This window comes from Flavobacterium succinicans LMG 10402 (genome assembly GCF_000611675.1).
Classification (GTDB): Bacteria; Bacteroidota; Bacteroidia; order Flavobacteriales; family Flavobacteriaceae; genus Flavobacterium; species Flavobacterium succinicans.
In genome coordinates this window covers 68257-88256 of record NZ_JATV01000014.1, presented here as the reverse complement: position 1 = coordinate 88256, position 20000 = coordinate 68257, and the positions used below count along the sequence as shown (strand labels likewise).

Annotated in this window: 21 protein-coding genes and 1 tRNA gene; 11 read left to right on the top strand and 11 right to left on the bottom strand. The window is 36.9% G+C overall.

The features are described from left to right. Positions 1-153 precede the first annotated feature (153 nt). The 4 genes from AO58_RS0113730 to rpoN all read left to right on the top strand — a co-directional run bounded on the left by AO58_RS0113730 (position 154) and on the right by rpoN (position 6338). Complete coding sequence (locus AO58_RS0113730) at positions 154-2574, top strand: efflux RND transporter permease subunit (protein WP_024982255.1); 2421 nt, start codon at positions 154-156, stop codon at positions 2572-2574. Between the two features lie 9 nt (positions 2575-2583). Then, positions 2584-3066, top strand: a complete 483-nt coding sequence (locus AO58_RS0113725) for a SixA phosphatase family protein (RefSeq protein ID WP_024982254.1) — start codon at positions 2584-2586, stop codon at positions 3064-3066. 268 nt (positions 3067-3334) lie between these two features. Further along, a complete protein-coding gene (asnS, locus tag AO58_RS0113720; RefSeq protein WP_024982253.1) occupies positions 3335-4780 on the top strand; it encodes an asparagine--tRNA ligase in 1446 nt (481 codons plus the stop codon). A gap of 94 nt (positions 4781-4874) precedes the next feature. Then, on the top strand, positions 4875-6338 hold the full coding sequence (rpoN, locus tag AO58_RS0113715) for an RNA polymerase factor sigma-54 (protein WP_024982252.1): 1464 nt from the start codon (positions 4875-4877) through the stop codon (positions 6336-6338). Positions 6339-6382: 44 nt separating this feature from the next. On the opposite strand, the gene AO58_RS0113710 is transcribed toward rpoN, so the two are convergent. After that, positions 6383-6976: a thymidine kinase gene (locus AO58_RS0113710; protein WP_024982251.1), complete on the bottom strand. Its 594-nt coding sequence runs from the start codon at positions 6974-6976 to the stop codon at positions 6383-6385. Positions 6977-7079: 103 nt separating this feature from the next. Between AO58_RS0113710 and AO58_RS0113705 the strand changes: the two genes are divergently transcribed. From AO58_RS0113705 to AO58_RS0113685, 5 genes are all read left to right on the top strand, one after another. Then, on the top strand, positions 7080-8021 hold the full coding sequence (locus tag AO58_RS0113705; RefSeq protein ID WP_024982250.1) for a DUF8457 domain-containing protein: 942 nt from the start codon (positions 7080-7082) through the stop codon (positions 8019-8021). Between the two features lie 89 nt (positions 8022-8110). Then, positions 8111-8824, top strand: coding sequence for a 16S rRNA (cytidine(1402)-2'-O)-methyltransferase (rsmI, locus tag AO58_RS0113700; RefSeq protein WP_024982249.1), 714 nt, complete (start codon positions 8111-8113; stop codon positions 8822-8824). Positions 8825-8834: 10 nt separating this feature from the next. After that, positions 8835-9185 (top strand): HopJ type III effector protein, encoded by a 351-nt coding sequence (locus tag AO58_RS0113695; protein WP_024982248.1) that lies wholly within the window; start codon positions 8835-8837, stop codon positions 9183-9185. 275 nt (positions 9186-9460) lie between these two features. Beyond that, positions 9461-11152, top strand: coding sequence for a single-stranded-DNA-specific exonuclease RecJ (gene recJ / locus AO58_RS0113690; protein WP_024982247.1), 1692 nt, complete (start codon positions 9461-9463; stop codon positions 11150-11152). Between the two features lies 1 nt (position 11153). Then, the gene (locus tag AO58_RS0113685; RefSeq protein WP_024982246.1) at positions 11154-12422 is read left to right on the top strand and encodes an MFS transporter; all 1269 of its coding nucleotides are present in this window, start codon (positions 11154-11156) and stop codon (positions 12420-12422) included. Positions 12423-12434: 12 nt separating this feature from the next. Here the strand turns inward: AO58_RS0113685 and AO58_RS0113680 are convergent, their stop codons facing one another. The 5 genes from AO58_RS0113680 to AO58_RS0113660 all read right to left on the bottom strand — a co-directional run bounded on the left by AO58_RS0113680 (position 12435) and on the right by AO58_RS0113660 (position 15565). Then, entirely contained in the window at positions 12435-13130 is a 696-nt protein-coding gene (locus AO58_RS0113680; RefSeq protein ID WP_024982245.1) for a GNAT family N-acetyltransferase, read from the bottom strand. Positions 13131-13141: 11 nt separating this feature from the next. Then, entirely contained in the window at positions 13142-13894 is a 753-nt protein-coding gene (locus tag AO58_RS0113675; protein WP_024982244.1) for a UDP-2,3-diacylglucosamine diphosphatase, read from the bottom strand. Positions 13895-14131: 237 nt separating this feature from the next. Further along, positions 14132-14584, bottom strand: coding sequence for a 6-pyruvoyl trahydropterin synthase family protein (locus tag AO58_RS0113670; RefSeq protein WP_024982243.1), 453 nt, complete (start codon positions 14582-14584; stop codon positions 14132-14134). A 34-nt stretch (positions 14585-14618) separates the two neighbouring features. Next, positions 14619-14792: a hypothetical protein gene (locus AO58_RS18165; RefSeq protein ID WP_169733399.1), complete on the bottom strand. Its 174-nt coding sequence runs from the start codon at positions 14790-14792 to the stop codon at positions 14619-14621. A 5-nt stretch (positions 14793-14797) separates the two neighbouring features. Then, complete coding sequence (locus AO58_RS0113660; protein WP_024982242.1) at positions 14798-15565, bottom strand: enoyl-CoA hydratase/isomerase family protein; 768 nt, start codon at positions 15563-15565, stop codon at positions 14798-14800. Between the two features lie 115 nt (positions 15566-15680). On the opposite strand from AO58_RS0113660, the gene AO58_RS0113655 reads away from it, so the two are divergent. Continuing rightward, positions 15681-15754 (top strand) — tRNA-Ala (locus AO58_RS0113655). Positions 15755-15808: 54 nt separating this feature from the next. Here the strand turns inward: AO58_RS0113655 and AO58_RS0113650 are convergent. Then, the gene (locus AO58_RS0113650; protein ID WP_024982241.1) at positions 15809-16297 is read right to left on the bottom strand and encodes a dihydrofolate reductase; all 489 of its coding nucleotides are present in this window, start codon (positions 16295-16297) and stop codon (positions 15809-15811) included. Positions 16298-16305: 8 nt separating this feature from the next. Further along, positions 16306-16635, bottom strand: a complete 330-nt coding sequence (locus AO58_RS0113645; RefSeq protein WP_024982240.1) for a 2TM domain-containing protein — start codon at positions 16633-16635, stop codon at positions 16306-16308. A gap of 236 nt (positions 16636-16871) precedes the next feature. Between AO58_RS0113645 and AO58_RS0113640 the strand changes: the two genes are divergently transcribed. Then, on the top strand, positions 16872-17174 hold the full coding sequence (locus tag AO58_RS0113640; RefSeq protein ID WP_024982239.1) for an isoamylase early set domain-containing protein: 303 nt from the start codon (positions 16872-16874) through the stop codon (positions 17172-17174). A 21-nt stretch (positions 17175-17195) separates the two neighbouring features. Here AO58_RS0113640 and AO58_RS0113635 read toward each other — a convergent pair whose 3' ends face one another. From AO58_RS0113635 to AO58_RS0113625, 3 genes are all read right to left on the bottom strand, one after another. Next, complete coding sequence (locus AO58_RS0113635) at positions 17196-18020, bottom strand: thymidylate synthase (protein WP_024982238.1); 825 nt, start codon at positions 18018-18020, stop codon at positions 17196-17198. Positions 18021-18088: 68 nt separating this feature from the next. Continuing rightward, positions 18089-18712 carry a bifunctional nuclease family protein gene (locus tag AO58_RS0113630; protein WP_024982237.1) on the bottom strand — a complete coding sequence of 208 codons (624 nt, stop codon included), beginning with the start codon at positions 18710-18712 and terminating at the stop codon, positions 18089-18091. Positions 18713-18962: 250 nt separating this feature from the next. Next, positions 18963-19931, bottom strand: a complete 969-nt coding sequence (locus AO58_RS0113625; RefSeq protein WP_024982236.1) for an electron transfer flavoprotein subunit alpha/FixB family protein — start codon at positions 19929-19931, stop codon at positions 18963-18965. Between the last annotated feature and the right edge of the window lie 69 nt (positions 19932-20000).

The window sequence follows — 20000 nt, the reverse complement described above, 5'->3', positions numbered from 1 at the left end:
AGAAAATCAAACAAAAGTATTGCACTACAGTGAAAAATAGTAACCAAAAAATAATAGTAATTCAATATTTATTAAAAAAAACCGACACGGCACCAAAGAATTTTAATTTTTCAGTATGCATTTGTTACCTTTGCTGCCTTTTAAATACAGAAAATGATTAAATGGTTTAGTTTAGGATTTTGGGAACTCATAGCCCGTATTGTCCTTAGAAATAGATTGCTAATGATCGCTATCATTGCAGCCCTCACGGTCTTCTTGGCGATGCAATGGAAAAACATTCACTTTACGTTTACCGAAGCCAATATGTTGCCCGAAGACAACATTGCCAACATAGAATACAATGCCTTTTTGGATAAATTTGGAGAAGAAGGAAATCTGATTATTATTGGCGTTAAAGATGCTACTTTTTTCACCCCAAAGGCCTATAAAGCTTGGAGCACCTTAATGAATAGCATTAAGAATGATCCTACCATTGATTTGGTGGTTTCAATAAATGATTTGAAAAAACTTCAAAAAAATGAAGCATTAGAAAAATTTGAATTGATTCCGTTTGTCGACGAAGCCAAGGTACTAGATCCGGATTACTTAAAAACGATCAAAAAGGAGCTTTTTCATGATCTGCCGTTTTATGAAGGTTTGTTATTTAATAAACGTTCAGGAAGTATTCGCTCGGCAATTTACATGGACAAAAAAATTGTCAATACCAAAGCTCGTAAAGAATACATCTTACAGCGCTTAATTCCTGCTATTGAAACTTTTGAAAAACAAACCAATATAGACCTTCGCGTTTCAGGAATGCCCTACATAAGGACTATGAATACTAAAACGATAACAGGCGAAATTAGTATTTTTATTGGTGCTTCCTTGTTGATTACCTCGTTGTTATTTTTCTTCTTTTTTAGAAGCTTCAAGGCGACTTTAATTTCTATCATTATCGTAGTGATTGGCGTAATGTGGTCGTTTGGATTCTTGGGATTATTCAATTACGAAATCACTATTTTAACTGCTTTAGTTCCTTCCTTGATTATTGTGATTGGGATTCCGAATTGTATTTTCTTGACCAATAAATACCATCAAGAATTTAAAGTGCACCGCAACAAAGCCAAAGCCCTGCAAAGAGTCACCACCAAAATTGGCATGGCTACTTTGATGACCAATTTGACCACAGCTATCGGTTTTGCAACCTTCGTTGCTTCGAACAATGACTTACTCATAGAATTTGGCGTGGTGACTTCGATCAATATCATGGCGCTCTTTTTCCTGAGTTTGGTTTTGATTCCTATTTTTCATAGTTACTCGAATCCTCCTAAAGAAAGACATCTTAAACATTTGGATCGAGGCACGGTTCAAAAATTCATGAACTGGATTTTGAATACGATCAAAACCAATCGTTTTTCTATTTATGTGGCTTCAATCGCGTTACTGATATTCAGTATTATTGGAATTTACGAGATGCGTATTTCAGGCAGTTTGATTGAAGACATGCCCAAAAAAGAAGCCTTCTTTCAGGATATTGTTTTCTTTGAAAAAGAATTCGATGGTGTGATGCCGCTCGAAATCATGATTGATACCCAACGTAAAAAAGGCGTCATGAAATTGTCGACCCTAAAACGTATGGAAGAATTCGAGGAAGCAATCGCTGAAATTCCGGGATTATCCAAACCCATTTCGATTGTGAATTTGGTGAAATATTCCAAACAAGCGTATTACAATGGCAATCCTGAATATTACGACTTACCCACTGCTCAAGAACAAGCTTTTATCCTTTCGTATGCGAAAAACGCCGCTGGAAACGGAAAAGAAAACATCATGAAAAGCTATGTGGATAGCACGGGGCAATATGCCCGAATCACCACCTTTATGCGCGATGAAAATGGCGCACAAATTGCCGAAATTGAAAAACAAGTTAAAGAAAAAGCCGCAAAACTATTCCCAAAAGAACGCTTCAAAGTGACCATTACTGGAAAAGCGCTAGTTTTTCAAAAAGGAACGGGTTATCTCCTAGACAACCTACTCAGTTCCTTATTGTTTGCTCTTTTCTTAACAGCAGTGCTAATCGCATTTATGTTCCGTTCTGTAAAGATGGTAATCGTTGCTATTATTCCCAATTTATTACCACTATTTTTAACCGCAGGATTGATGGGCTTTTTGGATATCCCATTAAAACCCTCGACTATTTTAGTGTTTGGGATTGCCTTTGGACTATCGGTAGATGATACCCTTCGATTCTTGTCGCAATACCGTGAGGAATTGAAGAAGAACAATTGGAAAATCAAAAAATCAGTATATGCTACGTTTAAAGAATCGGGATTGAGTATGTTTTATACTTCAATTGTATTGTTTTTTGGATTCTCGGTATTTATGCTGTCCAGTTTTGGTGGAACGATTGCTTTAGGCGGATTGATTTCGTTGACTTTATTATTTGGTATGTTATCGAATTTGATGTTGCTACCCGCTTTGGTGTTGACTTTGAATAAAACCTTAGCCAACGAGCAAGAATTCATTGAACCTAAAATCGACCTGATCGAACCGAGTGACGAGAAAATTGACACATTAACAGCCCAGAAAAAATAGAGAACTGTCATGAGAAAATTAATTATATCACTACTGTTTTTGGTTCTTTCAGCAGGTGCTTGGAGTCAAACGACTACTATTTATTTGATTCGTCATGCCGAAAAAGTAGACAATTCTAAAAATCCTGATTTATCAAAATTAGGATGGGAACGCGCCGAACATTGGAAAACGATTTTGAATCAGGTTCCACTAAAGGTAGTGTACAGCACTGATTATTTGAGAACGGTACAAACCGTTACTCCAACAGCTACAAGCAAAAACTTGGAGATTATAAAATATGACCCAAAAACAATTGATCTGGAAAAACTCAAAAATGAACACAAAGGTCAAGCTATTTTGATTGTAGGCCATAGCAATACGACGCCTGATTTAGCAAACAAAATCATTAATCAAAAGGTGTATGCGCCAATTGATGATACTGTTTTTGGAAATTTATACATCATTACCATTAGCGGAAATGAAGTAAGTCACCAATTGCTGCAAGGGTTGTAAATTAAGAAACGACTGGTTTTCCTACTGCCCTAGCCCCGATTGTAGTGGAAATCCTTGTGAAAATAAAGACTAATTTTTCTTGACGAAAAAGAGCGACCAGCGGAAGCTCCTTTTTTGGCTTAGAAAAATAGTATTTATTGAACAAGATTGTAACGAAAAGCGGGAAATAGCTCCTAAAAAATAAACACAAAACAATTATATTTGCATAACGCTTAAAGCACCGATTTTTGTTTTGAGCGCGTATTTAAATCTATAATCTAAAATGAAGATGAAACACACAAAAGTTAAAGACTTATTAAACAGCACTACTACGCTGCAAGAGATCAATGCTAAAGGTTGGGTAAGAACGTTTAGAAATAATCAGTTTATTGCGTTGAATGACGGGTCGACTATCAATAATATTCAATGTGTGGTTGATTTTGAAAATACACCAGATGAGACACTAAAACGCATTACCACTGGCGCTGCCGTTTCGGTAACTGGAACATTGGTGGAGAGCCAAGGTGCGGGACAAAAATATGAAATTCAGGTAAAGCAATTGGAAATTTTGGGCGACTCGGATGCGGAGAAATTCCCAATGCAACCTAAGAAGCACTCTTTGGAATTCTTGCGTGAGAATGCGCATTTGAGAGTAAGAACGAATGCTTTTGGCGCGATTATGCGCGTGCGTTCGGTTTTGGCTCACGCGGTGCACACCTATTTTCAAGAGAAAGGTTTTGTGTATGTGAACACGCCAATTATTACTGGTTCGGATGCTGAAGGTGCGGGTGAAATGTTTAAAGTAACCGCTTTGCCTTTTGACAATACACCAAGAACTGAGGAAGGTAAAGTAGATTACAAAAAAGATTTCTTTGGTAAAGAGACCAACTTGACGGTTTCTGGACAATTAGAAGGTGAAACGTTTGCCATGGCGTTGGGTCAGATTTATACTTTTGGTCCTACGTTTAGAGCTGAAAACTCAAATACTTCTCGTCACTTAGCAGAATTTTGGATGATTGAGCCAGAGGTGGCTTTCAATGATTTGGAAGACAATATGGATTTGGCTGAGGATTTCATTCAATTTGTGATTAAATATGTAATGGATAAATGTCCAGAGGATTTGAAATTCCTAGAAGGACGTTTGTTAGAAGAAGAAAAATCAAAACCACAAGCCGAAAGAAGTGAAATGGCTTTATTGGAGAAATTGAACTTTGTATTGGAAAACAATTTCAAACGCGTTTCGTATACGGAAGCCATTGATATTTTGAGAAACAGTACCCCAAACAAAAAGAAAAAATTCCAATATATTATCAACGAATGGGGTGCTGATTTACAATCAGAACACGAACGTTACTTGGTGGAAAAACACTTTAAATGTCCAGTGATTTTGTTTGATTATCCAGCCAACATCAAAGCATTTTATATGCGTTTGAATGATAATACAGAACCTGGAAAAGAGACAGTTCGCGCCATGGATATTCTTTTCCCAGGCATTGGAGAAATCGTAGGTGGTTCTCAAAGAGAAGAACGTTTTGATGTTTTAGTCGAAAAAATGAAAGCCTTAGGTATCGATGAAGAAGAATTGTGGTGGTACTTAGATACCAGACGTTTTGGATCAGCCGTACACTCTGGTTTTGGTCTTGGCTTCGAAAGATTGGTATTGTTTGTAACTGGAATGACGAATATTCGTGACGTAATTCCTTTCCCAAGAACACCAGGCAGTGCCGAGTTTTAAAAAGTTTACTGTTGTTTAAAATGGTTTAAAGTTGTTGCCTACAACACAACAACTTTAAACCTTTAAACCTTAAACCTTTAAACTATTAAAAAAAATGCTAAAGCAATTTTTAAATTTAAAATTATCACAGAAATTATCTCCACAACAAATTCAGTTGATGAAGTTAATTCAATTGCCTACGCAAGCCTTTGAACAACGTTTATTAGAAGAAATGAACGAAAATCCGGCTCTAGAAGCAGGCAAAGAAGACGACTACGAGAAAGACGAATTTGAATCTGAAGACTACGACGATTATGATGATCCCGAATCAGATCGTATAGAAGCCGACGATATCGACGTGGATGACTATTTGAATAGTGACGATATCCCCGATTACAAAACACAAGCTAATAACTACAGTGACGATGATGAAGAGCGCGAGACTCCCTTTGCTGCTCCTATTAGCTTTCATCAAGATTTAATCAATCAGCTCAATACTTTTATTTTAAACGATGAGGACCGAGAAATCGCGGAATTCTTAGTGGGAAGTATTGATGATATGGGATACATCCGAAGAAGCATCGCTGACATTGTAGATGATTTGGCCTTTACACAAGGCATTTATACTGATGAAAAAAACGTAGAACGCTTGCTTCACGTTGTTCACGAATTGGAACCCACAGGAGTTGGTGCAAGAGACCTACAAGAATGTTTGCTTTTGCAACTCAAACACAAAACGCCTACAGAATATATTGAATTAGCCATTGATATAATCGAAAATCAATTTGATGCTTTTACCAAAAAACACTACGAAAAATTGATTCAAAAATACAATGTTTCCAACGAGCAATTAAAAAAAGGCATTCACGAAATTGAAAAACTAAACCCAAAACCGGGAGGATCACTGGCTGGAAACAACAAAGTTACCGAAAATATTGTTCCTGATTTCGCCATCAGAATTATTGAGGGCGAACTCGAACTAACGTTAAATGGTCGAAATGCACCTTCGCTTCATGTATCTAAGGACTATCAGGAAATGATGCAGACCTATAAAGATTCTAAAGACAAATCCAACCAACAAAAAGAAGCCGTTCAATTCATCAAACAAAAATTAGATTCGGCCAAATGGTTTATTGATGCCATTCGTCAACGTCAAGAAACACTTTTTGTAACCATGAATGCCATCATGCATTACCAAGAAGAATTTTTCCTAGATGGCGATGAGACCAAGTTAAAACCAATGATTTTGAAAGACATTGCCGATTTGGTTGGTCTTGATATTTCGACCATTTCTAGGGTGGCCAATAGCAAATATGTAGAGACACCCTATGGTACCAAATTGATTAAAGAATTTTTCTCTGAAGCGATGATGAACGATCAAGGTGAAGAAGTTTCAACTTTAGAAATCAAGAAAATTCTAAAAAATACGATCGAAGAAGAAGACAAACACAAACCACTTCCCGATGACCAATTGGCTGAAATTTTAAAAGAAAAAGGCTATCCGATTGCCAGAAGAACAATTGCAAAATATCGAGAACAACTTGATATTCCAGTGGCGAGAATGAGAAAGAAAATGTAGTAAAAAAATCCCAACGAATTGTTGGGATTTTTTATGGTACTATATTATTTCTTTTCTTTAGCATCATGCATCGCATGATAATAAGCGGCTCGACTCAAAGGTTCATATTCCTCGGTTTCCCCTAGCATAACGAGCTTATCATTGTCGGTTTTTCTGAAACTGTAATTCGCTAAATTCCCTGTTCGGGTACATACGGCATGCACTTTCGTAACATACTCCGCAGTGGCCATCAATGCAGGCATCGGACCGAAAGGATTGCCTTTAAAATCCATATCCAAGCCCGCAACAATTACGCGAATACCTTGATTCGCTAAATCATTACAAACAGCGACAATTTCGTCATCAAAAAACTGAGCTTCATCAATACCTACCACATCACAACCTTGAGCCAACAACATAATATTGGCTGCAGCAGGAACTGGCGTAGAACGAATCTCGTTCTCGTCATGAGACACCACCATTTCCTCGTGATAACGTGTATCAATGGAAGGCTTAAAAATTTCGATTTTTTGTTTGGCAAACTGAGCGCGCTTTAAACGACGAATCAATTCTTCTGTTTTACCCGAAAACATGGAGCCACAAATGACTTCGATCCAACCAAATTGTTCTTTATGATTTACTGTATTTTCGAGAAACATTTTGTATTTTTCTACCTTTAAAAATGAATAGTTTTTATTACTTTGTACTGTCGACAAATTTATTAAAAAAGACACACCCTATTCATTATAAATTCCAAAAGTTATGAAAAAAAGATTGGAAGCTGATTTAGTTAGCATTGCGCATAGAATTCTAAAACTCAAAAACAAATCTGATGTGAATGTCCTACTTTTAGAAACCCAAAAACTACATGAAAAACTAGCGGTTTTAAAATTTATACAGGATAATTTCGGAGAAGTCAAACCAACCATTGGACAAGCGGCTTTAGAAATAGAAGTTGAAAAAGCTTTTGACAAACTCGAGAGCTCTCCTGAAATTGTGCTTCCTGCATCTGCTGCAACAATCGAAAAAGTGCAAACAGAAAATGATCTTCCGAAACAAACATTCGTTACTGAAATTTTAGAAGAAGTTGCTCCAAAAAGTACTATTGAAGAAACAATTTTATCCGAAATTGAAGCGACTGAAAATGAAATTCCAAGTATTGAAGACGTTCTAAAAGAAGAAGAGAAACCAATACTTGAAGCTATAGTAGAAGAAGTTGTCGCAACAGAAGAAGTGAAAATCCAAGAACCAGAAACTGTTTTACCTTTAGAAGAGATTAAACAAGAAGTAATCCAAATTTCTTTTGAAGAATTATTAGGAGGAAGCTTTACTGAACCTCAATTTGTAAAAGCAGATAGTATCGAAGCAGGTAAAACCAATGCAACCGTTTCGCCTTTTGATTTAGCTTTTGATAAAGTAGAAACACTAACCGAAGAAAAAGAGAACAAACCTAAATCATTAAACGAGAAGTTAAGCAAAGGTATCGCCATAGATTTGAACGATCGTATTGGATTTGTAAAACATCTTTTCAACAACAGTAACGAGGAATACAATCGAGTTTTGAGTCAACTGAATAGCTTTACTACTTTTCACGAAACCAAAGCCTTTATTGATGAAATGATAAAACCTGAATACAACAACTGGGAAGGTAAAGACGATTATGCCCACCGATTCATCGAAATCGTAGAGAAAAAATTCTTGTAATCCACTCTATTTTACCGCTCCCTTCAATACCTCATCATCAAACACGAACTTCGTTTTATTGCGGATTTCGTGTTTTAACTTTTTAAAATATGTCTAAACTTTATATCGTACCCACTCCAATTGGCAACCTCGAAGACATGACGTTTCGAGCGATACGCATTCTAAAAGAAGCTGATTTGATTTTGGCCGAGGACACCCGAACCAGTGGGAAATTGCTCAAGCATTTTGAGATTAGCACGCACATGCACAGCCATCACATGCATAATGAACACAAAACCATCGAAAACTTGATTGCTAGATTGCAAGCTGGCGAAACCATCGCTTTGATTTCGGATGCTGGAACACCCGCCATCTCGGACCCTGGTTTTTTGATTACTAGAGCTTGCATCGAAAACGGCATTGCGGTAGAATGCTTACCTGGCGCCACTGCATTTGTCCCTGCTTTAGTCAATAGTGGTTTGCCGAATGACAAATTTGTATTTGAAGGTTTTTTGCCTGACAAAAAAGGAAGACAAACTCGCTATTTGGCTTTGGCCGAAGAAACGAGAACGATGATTCTTTATGTTTCTCCACACAAATTAGTAAAGACTTTAAGTGAATTTATTACTTATTTTGGTGAAGACCGTCCCGTTTGTGTTTCGAGAGAATTATCTAAAATGCATGAAGAAAACGTACGCGGAACGGTAAAAGAAGTGCTGGCTCACTTTGAAAAAACCGCACCTAGAGGCGAAATTGTAGTGGTGGTTGGAGGAAAACCCATAACCAAAGAAACCAAAAAAAGTAAATTTTCAGAAGAACAATAAAATAAAAAATATGAGCCTAACTGCTTTTTTAGAAAAATTAAAAAACACCCCAAACGCGATTACCTTTCAAGAAACAATCGCGGTTATTGAAGCGCATTATGATTTTGAACCAACAGCTTTCGAAAACGGCTTACAACATAATGCTGCCAACGAAAACAACGGCTCTTGTAAATTGTTTGCTTTTGCTGAACTACAGCAGTTGTCACCAGAAGCAACATTAGCTTGTTTTGGAGCCTATTATACTGAAGACGTCTTGAAAAATCCAGAAGGTACAGACCATCAAAACATTCGTAATTTTATGAAAACAGGTTGGGATGGCATCGCTTTTTATGGAGAGCCTTTGACATTGAAACAACAATAATTGTTATTTATAGATATCGATTTTTGAAAAAAATGTTATTTATTGATAACAAAAATAGTTCTAAAATATAGTCTAAAGACCATTTTAAAATGCCAATAAAAAGGCAATTTGTGGCTCTTTAACCCCGATAGCAGCGGCATCCTTTGTTTTTTTTCTTTAAAAAAACAAAGATAAAGCGGATAGCGGGACCCGTGTTTCCTGAAAAAGCCTTTTGCTTTGGTTCCTAAAAAAATAAATTATACGCCTAATTAACAAGTTATAAAACCTAAAATACCATGCGTTGGACACTCAAACCCAAACCCAAAGAAGAAAAAATAAATGAATTAGCGAAAGCCTTACAAGTTTCTAGAACGATTGCCGCATTATTACTGCAAAGAGGCATCACTTCATTTGAGGAAGCCCGACAATTTTTTCGTCCCTCGTTAAACGATTTGCACGACCCGTATTTAATGAAAGATATGGATAAAGCGGTGGCAAGACTTGAAAAAGCGATAGAAAATGAGGAAAATATTTTGGTTTTTGGAGATTATGATGTGGATGGAACTACGGCTGTTTCTTTGGTTTCGGGCTATTTGAGAAGTTTTTACCCCAATGTTGCGACTTATATTCCGGACCGTTATGATGAGGGTTACGGAGTGTCGTTTAAAGGAATTGATTTTGCCGATGACAACGGTTTTTCACTAATTATAGCGCTAGATTGTGGGATAAAATCTATTGATCACGTGGCGTATGCCAAAGAAAAGAATATCGATTTTATTATTGGCGACCACCACCGCCCTGGTGACAACTTACCTGATGCCGTAGCAATTTTGGACCCGAAACGAACTGATTGTGGGTATCCGTACGACGAATTGTGTGGTTGTGGAATTGGTTTTAAACTCATTCAAGCATTGGCAGCTAACCGTAATCAAACCATAGAAGATTTGATTCCGTATCTGGATTTGGTGGCTACCGCAATTGCTGCCGATATTGTTCCGATGACGGGTGAGAATAGAGTTTTGGCACATTTTGGATTGCAAGTAATTAACAGCGAACCGCGTCCTGGAATTAAGGCGATGACGCATCAACTCAAGAAAAAAACGCTCGACATTACGGATGTAGTTTTTATTATTGCGCCGAGAATCAACGCGGCGGGTCGCATCAAACATGGAAATCATGCCGTAGAATTGTTGACCGAATTTGATTTTGAACAAGCGCAGCAATTTGCCTCTGAAATTGAAGCCTATAATGCCGAACGCAAAGATTTGGACCAACAAATCACCAAAGAAGCGCTGACGCAAATTGAAGAAAACGGCGAACAAAACCGATTTACCACAGTAGTTTTTCAGGAAACTTGGCACAAAGGCGTGATTGGCATTGTCGCTTCTCGATTGATAGAAACCTACTATCGCCCTACCTTGGTGTTTACCAAAAGTGGCGATAAATATGCCGCATCAGCCCGTTCGGTAAAAGGATTTGATGTTTACAATGCGCTAGAAGCTTGCTCAGCACATTTGGAACAATTTGGAGGACACATGTATGCTGCAGGCATGACGTTGAAACCTGAAAATTATGCCGCATTTAAGGAAGCCTTTGAAAAAGTAGTACAAGAAACCATTGCCCCCGAATTACTTCAACCCGAACTTTCTATCGATGCTGTTGTCCATTTTGAAGAAATTACCCCTAAATTTACACGCATTTTAAAACAATTTGAGCCTTGTGGTCCTCAAAATATGACCCCTATTTTTGCGACCAAAAATGTATTTGATACGGGCTACGGAAAACCGATGGGAAAAGAAGAAGAACATCTGAAACTTTTTGTGCGCCAAAATAATTCGGAAGGCATTCCTGCTATTGGTTTTGGATTAGGAAGCAAACATGCAATAGTAAAAAACAAACAAGTTTTCGAGGCTGCTTATTGCATAGACGAAAATGAATGGAACGACAAAATAGAACTGCAATTGAGACTAAAAGACATAAAGAACTAAAATGAAACCAAAAAACGACCCTTATCAAGCACTTCGCTATAAAGAATTTAATATCTTTTTACTCATCCGATTCGCTATGGTTTTTGCATGGTCGATGCAGTTTATCATTATTGAATGGGAAGTATATCGCGTAACCAAAAGTGCTTTATCCTTGGGGATTATTGGGTTGATGGAAATCATACCTGCGGTTGCCATGGCGCTGTTTGCTGGTCATATCGTGGATCAAAAGGAAAAAAAAGGCATGCTAATCAAATGTATTTTGGGATTTCTTTTTATTAGTTCAGGATTATTTTGCTTGACTATTCCAAGTTTTTCTTCCCAGTTTGAAGGCAGCACCATTCTGTACCTCATTTACTTATTTGTCTTTTTAGGTGGTCTTGTCCGTTCGTTTTTGGGGCCTACTATTTTTTCTCTTTTAGCCTTAATCGTACCCAAAAAAGCCTATTCCAATGCCGCTACTTGGAGCAGTTCGGTTTGGCAAGTAGGATCGGTAATTGGACCTGCGGTTGCTGGATTTTCAATTACTTTTATAGGCGTTCATTGGTCTTTAGCCCTTGTCGTTGCCTTTGCTTTTGCTGCTTTATTAGGCTTAACTTTCATAGAAAAGAAACCCATTTTAAATCCAAAAATTGGCGAACCTGTTTTAGATAGTTTGAAAGAAGGCGTAAAATTTGTGTACAACAACAAGATGATTCTTGGAGCCTTAACCTTAGATATGACTGCGGTATTATTTGGTGGCGCAGTAGCGCTGTTACCTATTTTCGCTTTAGATATTTTACAAGTAGGTTCGCAAGGTTTTGGCGTTCTAAGAGCCGCTCCTGCAGTTGGAGCGATACTAACCATGCTTTTCACCGCTTATGTTCCAGTAAATAAAAATGCCGGAATGAAATTGCTAACCGCTATTTTCTTGTTTGGTGTTTGTATCATCATTTTTGGCCTTTCTACCATCTTCTGGGTTTCCTTGTTAGCCTTATTCTTTAGTGGCGTTGTGGATGGCATTTCAATGGTGATTCGTTCGACTATTTTACAATTAAAAACTCCAGATCACATGCGTGGCCGTGTGGCTTCGGTAAATTCAATTTTTGTTGGCTCGTCGAATGAATTGGGTGCTTTTGAAAGTGGTCTTACGGCAAAATTAATGGGAACCGTTCCTGCAGTGGTATTTGGAGGATGTATGACTTTGATGATTGTACTCGGAATGGGAACCTTTATGCCTTCTTTCCGAAAATTGGATTTACAAAAAGATCTCGATGCACATGAAAATTCCTAAAAAAGCGGCAAATTAAGGGCTATGCTGCTTTTTAACCAAATGCCAAATATTAATTTCTTTACGCGTGCTAAATCCTAATGATTCATACACATGAATCGCTCTACTATTGCGCCTTGCGACATGCAAAAAAGGAAATTTATTTTGATCAAAAATAGCGTTTGCAGTATGTGTTACTAACTGTTTAGCATACCCTTTTCCTGTGTGATCCGGATGCGTAATTACAGCACTGACCTCTATAAAATCGTTCATTTGCATGCGCTCACCTGTAACAGCAACTAATTTACTGTCTTTATAAATACCGTAATAATTTCCCATAGCTGTGGTTTGAGGCTTGAAGTACTCTGGATAAACCAAACGTACCAAACCCAACAAATCGTCTAACTTTTCAGGGCCTAATTTGATGATAGTTTCAGTAATAGGATGCTTAATTCGACAAGTAAGAATCATTTGACAACAACGTAACGCTCCTTTATTTTCTATACACGAAGGGACTTCAGGTAAGTTACCAAAAATATAAAAAGAAGATGTTAATTTTAAATACTGCTCTAAAATAGAAGCTGCATTTTCAAAAGAAGAAAAGTCCCCAAAAGGACAATAGTCAGGAAGATAAAAATGCCCATTTTGAAAATCTAATCCATACTGACTATGGCATTCTTTAATGGAATTCCCAATAGGATAATCTAGTTTATCAAAATCTATTGGCACCATATCACTTTAATTTAGTTGAATGTTTTGACCTCAAAAGTTTCACCATCAAAAACGCCATAAGTAAAATAAGTAATCCAATCGCCTAGATTTACGTATTCAGCGTTTTCACCAACGGTGTATTTCATGGGCAAATGACGGTGTCCAAAAACCAAATAGTTATAATGCTTGGTTTCTAGTTTTCGTTTAGCATATTGAATTAACCATTCGTTGTCTTCACCTAAAAAAGTAACATCTTCGGCTCCAGAAATTAACTTGTTTTTTACCGAAAGATATTGTGCTAGTCCAACACCAAGATCAGGATGCAACCAACGAAACAGCCATTTAGAGAACGGATTGGTAAACACTTTTTTCATGCGTTTGTAGCCCAAATCTCCAGGTCCTTTTCCGTCTCCGTGTCCTACTAAAAAAGTTTTTCCATGAAAAGTATATTCTTGATTGTCATGAAAAACCGGAATATTCAGTTCTTTTTCAAAATAATCGTTCATCCATAAATCATGATTCCCGACGAAAAAATAAATCGGAATTCCACTATCGCGAATCTCGGCCAATTTACCTAAAACGCGAACAAATCCTTTGGGCACGACGGTTTTGTATTCGAACCAAAAATCGAATAAATCACCCAATAAAAAAATAGCTTCTGCATCTTTCTTTACTTCGTCTAGCCATGCTACAAATTTTTGTTCTCTAGGAAAACTCAACTCAGGCGTAGGCGCACCAAAATGTTGATCAGAAGCAAAATATATTTTTTTGGAGATTGAAGTCATGCAATTTAATTTGGATTTTGATCCCGAAACTTTGGGTTAAATTATCTTTTTACCACATAGAATCATAGAATTTGTAGTTTTTTAAGAAAAAGAAAATAGACGTTTTACTATTCACATAGTTATCTATTGTGGAAAATAGAACTTTTTCTCTTTTTTCTATATTGATTATCTTTTAATCTATGGCTCTATGTGGTTAAATTTTTATTTTATTTGAATTTGACCAAGGGTTATCTATTTCTATACATTATCGCTGGCAAACCATTCTGCGAAAGAAGATTCGGTTTCTTGTAATTTTAAAGAGAATAAGTTAATTCCCTCTGGCAATCGGCTTTTGATTCTTGCCGCAAAATCAACAATCATGTTCTCGCTGGTAGGCTGATAATCGACCAAAATTACGTGATGTCCACGGTCTTTTAATTCTTTTGCCAATTCAATATGAGGAGTCGTTTGGTTGAAAACAGTAGCGTGGTCAAATTGATCTACTACTTCTTCTTTGACAATTTTTTTCAAATCGGTAAAATCAATCACCATGCCTAGTTTCACGTTCGATCGATCGGTTATAGGAGAGCCGATAACAGTTACTGATAATTTATAACTGTGCCCGTGTACATTTTTGCATTTCCCATCATAACCATACAAAGCATGACCGGTTTCGAAACTAAATTTTTTGGTGATTCTGATATTACTCATCTGTATTGAATTTGAGGGGCAAATTTAAGGAATTTTAGCGGTTTTCGTCTCTTTTTTTTGCTCGGTAATACATCCAATACGCAAATCCAACCAAAACCACGAAAGGCAAATACGAGCCAATAACCACTCCTATTTCATAATTTTTGTCTGGCGCTTGGGCTATTTTTTGGGCTACATCTACTTTTTGAAGTAAAGAAAAAAAAGTCATTGTTGTTATTTTTTAAATTGAAGTAAAGCGTTTTTGGTAAAATCAGAAAGCACCAATTGTCCGGAAATCGCGGCACGTTCTAGCAATAAAGTTGCCCAATGATCGGTGCCTTCCCAAAATACTTTCTTGATTTCGAGTAAAGCTTGGGGATTGTAGCTGGCTAGTTGTGCGGCCATTTGTTGCACGGCTTCGTCCAATTCTGGAAGGGTTTCAAAAATAGCGGCATACAAACCTTGTTGTTGTGCCCACTCGGCCGATTTCCATTCTTGAGCCGTCAAGGTCATTTGAGACATCGCCATTTTTCCGATTTTACGACTCACCGCAGGCTCAATCACAAAAGGACCAATTCCGATGGCGAGTTCTGATAATTTGATACTAGCCTGACGTGTAGCCAAGGTATAATCACAAGCTGCCGCAATGCCAACTCCACCGCCTATGGCTTTTCCTTGAATGCGACCAATAATCACTTTCGGACAAGCTCGCATTGCATTAATGACATTAGCAAAGCCAGAAAAGAAGGCTGCTCCTTCGGCTTCATTGCTGACCGCCAAAAGTTCGTCGAATGAGGCACCTGCGCAGAAAACTCCGATTCCTTCACTTTTCAGAACCACTACTTGCACAGCTTCATTGGCTCCTACCTCTTGAATAGCTTCAGTAAGTTGTTGTAATAGTTCTTTAGGAAAAGAATTACTAGCTGGATGCCCAAAGGTAAGCGTAGCAATTCCATTAGAAATATTGATCGATAAGATCCCGGGAGAAGTACTCATTGACATGCTGGTTGTTTTTGGGTAAAGTTAAAACTATTTCTAGACCTAGCTTCTTTTTTATTTTGTGATGAATATATTTGTATAATCAATAATTAAAATACTATATTTGCGACATAGTCATGGGGATGTAGCTCAGTTGGCTAGAGTGCTTGACTGGCAGTCAAGAGGTCGTGGGTTCGAGCCCCATCTTCTCCACAAAAAAGCCTTAAAAACTTCTGTTTTTAAGGCTTTTTTTATGGTCTTCAAAGATTACTTTTGAATTTTTGCATACGTTTCAAAAGTATACTCATAGAGATGTTTCTCGTCTCTAGGTTGTTTTTCCGCACTGGTTAACTTCCATTTATTCACATCAATTTCAGGAAAAAAGGCATCTGCTTCAAACTCATGATGCACACGTGTTAGATCTAATTGATCTGCAAAAGGCAATGCCAACGCATAAATTTCGCCTCCTCCAATCACATAAATTGGCGCTTCAGAAGGGCAAACTGCCAAGGCTTTTTCCATCGAATCCACCACAATACAACCTTCAACTTCATAATCCTTCTGTCTAGTTATAATCACATGCGTTCGATTGGGTAATGGTTTAGGAAAGCTTTCAAAGGTTTTTCGCCCCATTACTATATAATGCCCTGAAGTGATGGCTTTAAATCTTTTGAAATCATTAGGCAAATGCCAAAGCAGCTCGTTGTTTTTACCTAAAGCCCAATTCTCTGCTACGGCAGCAATAAGTGTAATCATTTGTGTCTTTATTTTGATTCGTTTTCAATTTGCCTTTCTAGTTGGCTGATTTTTTTTTGCTGTAAAGCTACCAATCGATCAATTTGGTCGCGTTCCCAATTTTTATTCATAAAACGATCTGTAATAAACACTTTTACAAAATGAAGCACAAACAGAAAAGCCCACATGGTAACTGCCCATAACGTCCAATTGTTTTCAATTCCTACGTCAAAAAAACGATAAGCCACAAATAGAAAAAGACTACTTAATGAAAAAAACACAAAATGATAGTACAATCTTTTCTTTTGCTTAATTCTTTTTCTAGCATATTCATATTGTTCGTGTTGCTCTAAATCCATAGTTGATTATTTTTTTTAAAGATAAAATATTTTTTAAACTATTAAAATACTTCAAGACCAAAACCCTGTTATAGCTCACAGATAATTTTTAGAATACCTTTTTTATTCCATAAAAAAAAACAGAATATAAAATTAACTAAGGGCTATTTTCAAAAATTCGTAAAAATAAAACAATGCTATTTATAGTTTACAAGATTCTAATTAACTTGTACTAAAATATTAAAAAACAATATATTATGGCAATCAAAAAACAATTTACAAAAACAAAATCATTGTGTAAAGTTACCTTTTCAATTGCAGCAAAAGAAGCACAATCGGCAGCAGTAATTGGTGACTTCAATAATTGGAACACACAAGAAGGCACGTTAACCAAATTAAAGAACGGGACCTTCAAAGGCATCTTTGATTTACCAAAGGACGCTACTTTTGAATTCAAATATTTAATAGATGGTGTATACCTTAACGAGCCTGAGGCAGACGGATTCAAATGGAATTCGTATGCTGGAGCAGAAAACTCAGTATTGGAGCTTTACAATTAAAATTACTATTTTTTCAACTTACTAAACAGCTACACTTCCTTTTATAGTAGGATGTGGATTATAGCCTTCTAAAGTAAAATCTTCATAGGTAAACGTAAAAATGTCTTTTACCTCGGGGTTTAGCTTCATTATCGGCAAAGGTCGTGGTTCTCTTGAGAGTTGCAATTCAATTTGTTCAAAATGATTGTTATAGATGTGTGCGTCCCCAAAGGTATGAATGAATTCGCCTGGAGCTAAGTCACACACTTGAGCAATCATCATCGTCAACAAGGCATAAGAAGCAATATTAAAAGGAACACCCAAGAAAATATCGGCACTGCGTTGATACAACTGACAGGATAACCTTCCTTCCGCTACATAAAATTGAAAAAAAGCGTGGCATGGTGGCAATGCTGCCTTATTATTGGCTACATTTTCTTCGAAGGACTTTGTAGTATCTGGCAAAACCGAAGGATTCCAAGCTGAGACCAAAAGTCTTCGGCTATTGGGGTTGGTTTTTAGTTCCGTAATTAAATCGGAGATCTGATCTATTTCCTCACTGTTCCAATTACGCCATTGATGACCATACACAGGTCCTAAATCCCCTTTACTATCGCCCCATGCATCCCAAATTTTTACACCATTTTCTTGTAGGTAAGCAATATTGGTTTCTCCTTTTAAGAACCATAACAACTCATGAATGATGGATTTTAAATGAAGCTTCTTGGTGGTCACCATCGGAAATCCTTCTGCCAAATCAAAGCGCATTTGATAACCAAAAACACTTTTTGTTCCTGTTCCAGTTCGATCTCCTTTTTGTGTGCCGCTTTCCAAAACGTGCTTTACTAAGTCATGGTATTGTTTCATTGTGGGAATATTTCATTAGTAAACCTATTGCATGCGCAAGTAAACAAATGTTGTTATCGCAATAAGTTTTATCGTTTTGATATTTCGTCTCTTATTTTGGCTGCCGCTTCATAATCTTCATGTTCCACCGCCTGCTCTAAAAGTTCGTTTAATTCTTGTAGGGTATGATTGGCATAAGCTGTACCAGATTGATTACTCTCTTCTTCATTACCAAACGTTTGAGGATTGGACAATATCGCATCAATTTCCTCAGCTCCTGCATCGGCATTAGAAAGGTTTGATTTCAGATAAATACCTGCCTTATCTAAGATGTTTTTATAGGTAAAAATTGGTGCATGAAAACGCAGCGCCAAAGCAATTGCATCGGAGGTTCTGGCATCAATAATTTCTTCAATTTTGTCTCTTTCACAAATAATACTTGAATAAAAAACACCATCGACCAACTTGTGAATGATCACTTGTTTTACCACAATATCAAAGCGTTCTGCAAAATTTTTGAACAAATCGTGTGTCAAAGGGCGTGGCGGTTTAATTTCTTTTTCCAAAGCAATGGCAATAGATTGCGCTTCAAAAGCACCAATAACAATGGGTAACTTTCTCTCGCCGTCTACTTCGTTCAAAATCAAAGCATAAGCTCCGTTCTGTGTTTGACTGTAGGATATTCCTTTTATGGTTAATTTTACTAAGCTCATGGATTTTTTTATAGAAAAAACAACTATTGATTCTGCAAGTTATTTGATGTTTTTAAAGGTGCAATTTTAATCAAAAAAAGGGATAAAAAAAAGAGCTACCTAAAGCAAAGATACGATTATCTTGTTTTTAGGTAGCCTTATTGTGATTTAAATTAGCACTTAGTTGCTAGTCCTTAGTACTTAGTTCTTTTTCTTATTGTCAAGAAACGTTACTTTATTAGATTTAGGACTAAAAGCTGGGCACTAAGAACTATGAATGTTGTGCTTTGAAAGCTTTGAATTTTTCAATCAATTGCGGTACAATTTCGAAAGCATCTCCAACAATACCATAATCAGCTACCTTAAAGAAAGGCGCTTCTGGGTCACTATTGATAACAACTTTTACTTTTGAAGAGTTGATACCCGCAATATGCTGAATCGCTCCAGAAATACCTACTGCAATGTACAAATTAGTCGCAACTGGCTTTCCTGTTTGTCCAACGTGTTCTCCGTGAGGTCTCCAACCTAAGTCGGATACTGGTTTTGAACAAGCAGTTGCAGCGCCTAAAACTCCTGCTAATTCCTCTATCATTCCCCAGTTTTCTGGACCTTTCATTCCGCGGCCTGCAGACACTACAATATCAGCATCGGCAATAGAAATTTTACCAGAGCTTTTTTCAACTGAAGTCACTTTTACACCAAAGTCGTTCGCGTCAATGCTTGGTGTAAAATCTTCTTCTGTTAACGAGCTTGCATTTTCAAAAATACCATACGAATTTTTAGCAATTCCTAATACTTTTACCTCTGTGCTAATTTCAGTGGTATTGAACGCTTTGTTAGAAAAAGCAGTTCTTTTTACTTGAAATGGAGCGGTACTTACTGGTAATCCAACAACGTTTGAAGCAAAACCTGCTTCTAAACCTACAGCTACTAATGAAGACAAATAGATACTATCAGTAGTTGATGAAAGAATTACCACTTTTGAACCTTCTTTTTGTGCAGCTTGTTTGATTACGTCGGCGTAAGCTTTTGCTGAAAAAACAGCCAATTGATCATTGGTTACTTTTAAAACTTTGTTCACACCATATTTTGACAATTCCGAAACATCTCCCGCATTAACGGTTACAGCCGTTACGGTAGTATTTAATGTTTCAGCAACTTTAGCAGCATAAGAAGCCAACTCTAATGCTACTTTTTTAAATTTTCCTTCTGCAGATTCTGCATATATTAATATTGACATAATTTTTTTGTTTAAGAGTTTATAGCTTAAGATTAAAAGTTTTGCAACTTAAAAACCGATACTAAAAAC

Excerpts from the sequence above, each read along its gene's own strand:
- AO58_RS18165 (WP_169733399.1), bottom strand. The coding sequence starts at position 14,792 with ATGACTTTTTTTTCTTTACTTCAAAAAGTAGATGTAGCCCAAAAAATA.
- AO58_RS0113650 (WP_024982241.1), bottom strand. The coding sequence starts at position 16,297 with ATGATTACACTTATTGCTGCCGTAGCAGAGAATTGGGCTTTAGGTAAA.
- AO58_RS0113630 (WP_024982237.1), bottom strand. The coding sequence starts at position 18,712 with ATGAGCTTAGTAAAATTAACCATAAAAGGAATATCCTACAGTCAAACA.
- AO58_RS0113635 (WP_024982238.1), bottom strand. The coding sequence starts at position 18,020 with ATGAAACAATACCATGACTTAGTAAAGCACGTTTTGGAAAGCGGCACA.
- AO58_RS0113660 (WP_024982242.1), bottom strand. The coding sequence starts at position 15,565 with ATGTCAATGAGTACTTCTCCCGGGATCTTATCGATCAATATTTCTAAT.
- AO58_RS0113645 (WP_024982240.1), bottom strand. The coding sequence starts at position 16,635 with ATGGATTTAGAGCAACACGAACAATATGAATATGCTAGAAAAAGAATT.
- rsmI (WP_024982249.1), top strand. The coding sequence starts at position 8,111 with ATGTCTAAACTTTATATCGTACCCACTCCAATTGGCAACCTCGAAGAC.
- AO58_RS0113685 (WP_024982246.1), top strand. The coding sequence starts at position 11,154 with ATGAAACCAAAAAACGACCCTTATCAAGCACTTCGCTATAAAGAATTT.
- AO58_RS0113710 (WP_024982251.1), bottom strand. The coding sequence starts at position 6,976 with ATGTTTCTCGAAAATACAGTAAATCATAAAGAACAATTTGGTTGGATC.
- AO58_RS0113670 (WP_024982243.1), bottom strand. The coding sequence starts at position 14,584 with ATGAGTAATATCAGAATCACCAAAAAATTTAGTTTCGAAACCGGTCAT.
- AO58_RS0113680 (WP_024982245.1), bottom strand. The coding sequence starts at position 13,130 with ATGGTGCCAATAGATTTTGATAAACTAGATTATCCTATTGGGAATTCC.
- AO58_RS0113725 (WP_024982254.1), top strand. The coding sequence starts at position 2,584 with ATGAGAAAATTAATTATATCACTACTGTTTTTGGTTCTTTCAGCAGGT.
- asnS (WP_024982253.1), top strand. The coding sequence starts at position 3,335 with ATGAAACACACAAAAGTTAAAGACTTATTAAACAGCACTACTACGCTG.
- AO58_RS0113675 (WP_024982244.1), bottom strand. The coding sequence starts at position 13,894 with ATGACTTCAATCTCCAAAAAAATATATTTTGCTTCTGATCAACATTTT.
- AO58_RS0113705 (WP_024982250.1), top strand. The coding sequence starts at position 7,080 with ATGAAAAAAAGATTGGAAGCTGATTTAGTTAGCATTGCGCATAGAATT.
- AO58_RS0113730 (WP_024982255.1), top strand. The coding sequence starts at position 154 with ATGATTAAATGGTTTAGTTTAGGATTTTGGGAACTCATAGCCCGTATT.
- AO58_RS0113695 (WP_024982248.1), top strand. The coding sequence starts at position 8,835 with ATGAGCCTAACTGCTTTTTTAGAAAAATTAAAAAACACCCCAAACGCG.
- AO58_RS0113625 (WP_024982236.1), bottom strand. The coding sequence starts at position 19,931 with ATGTCAATATTAATATATGCAGAATCTGCAGAAGGAAAATTTAAAAAA.
- recJ (WP_024982247.1), top strand. The coding sequence starts at position 9,461 with ATGCGTTGGACACTCAAACCCAAACCCAAAGAAGAAAAAATAAATGAA.
- AO58_RS0113640 (WP_024982239.1), top strand. The coding sequence starts at position 16,872 with ATGGCAATCAAAAAACAATTTACAAAAACAAAATCATTGTGTAAAGTT.
- rpoN (WP_024982252.1), top strand. The coding sequence starts at position 4,875 with ATGCTAAAGCAATTTTTAAATTTAAAATTATCACAGAAATTATCTCCA.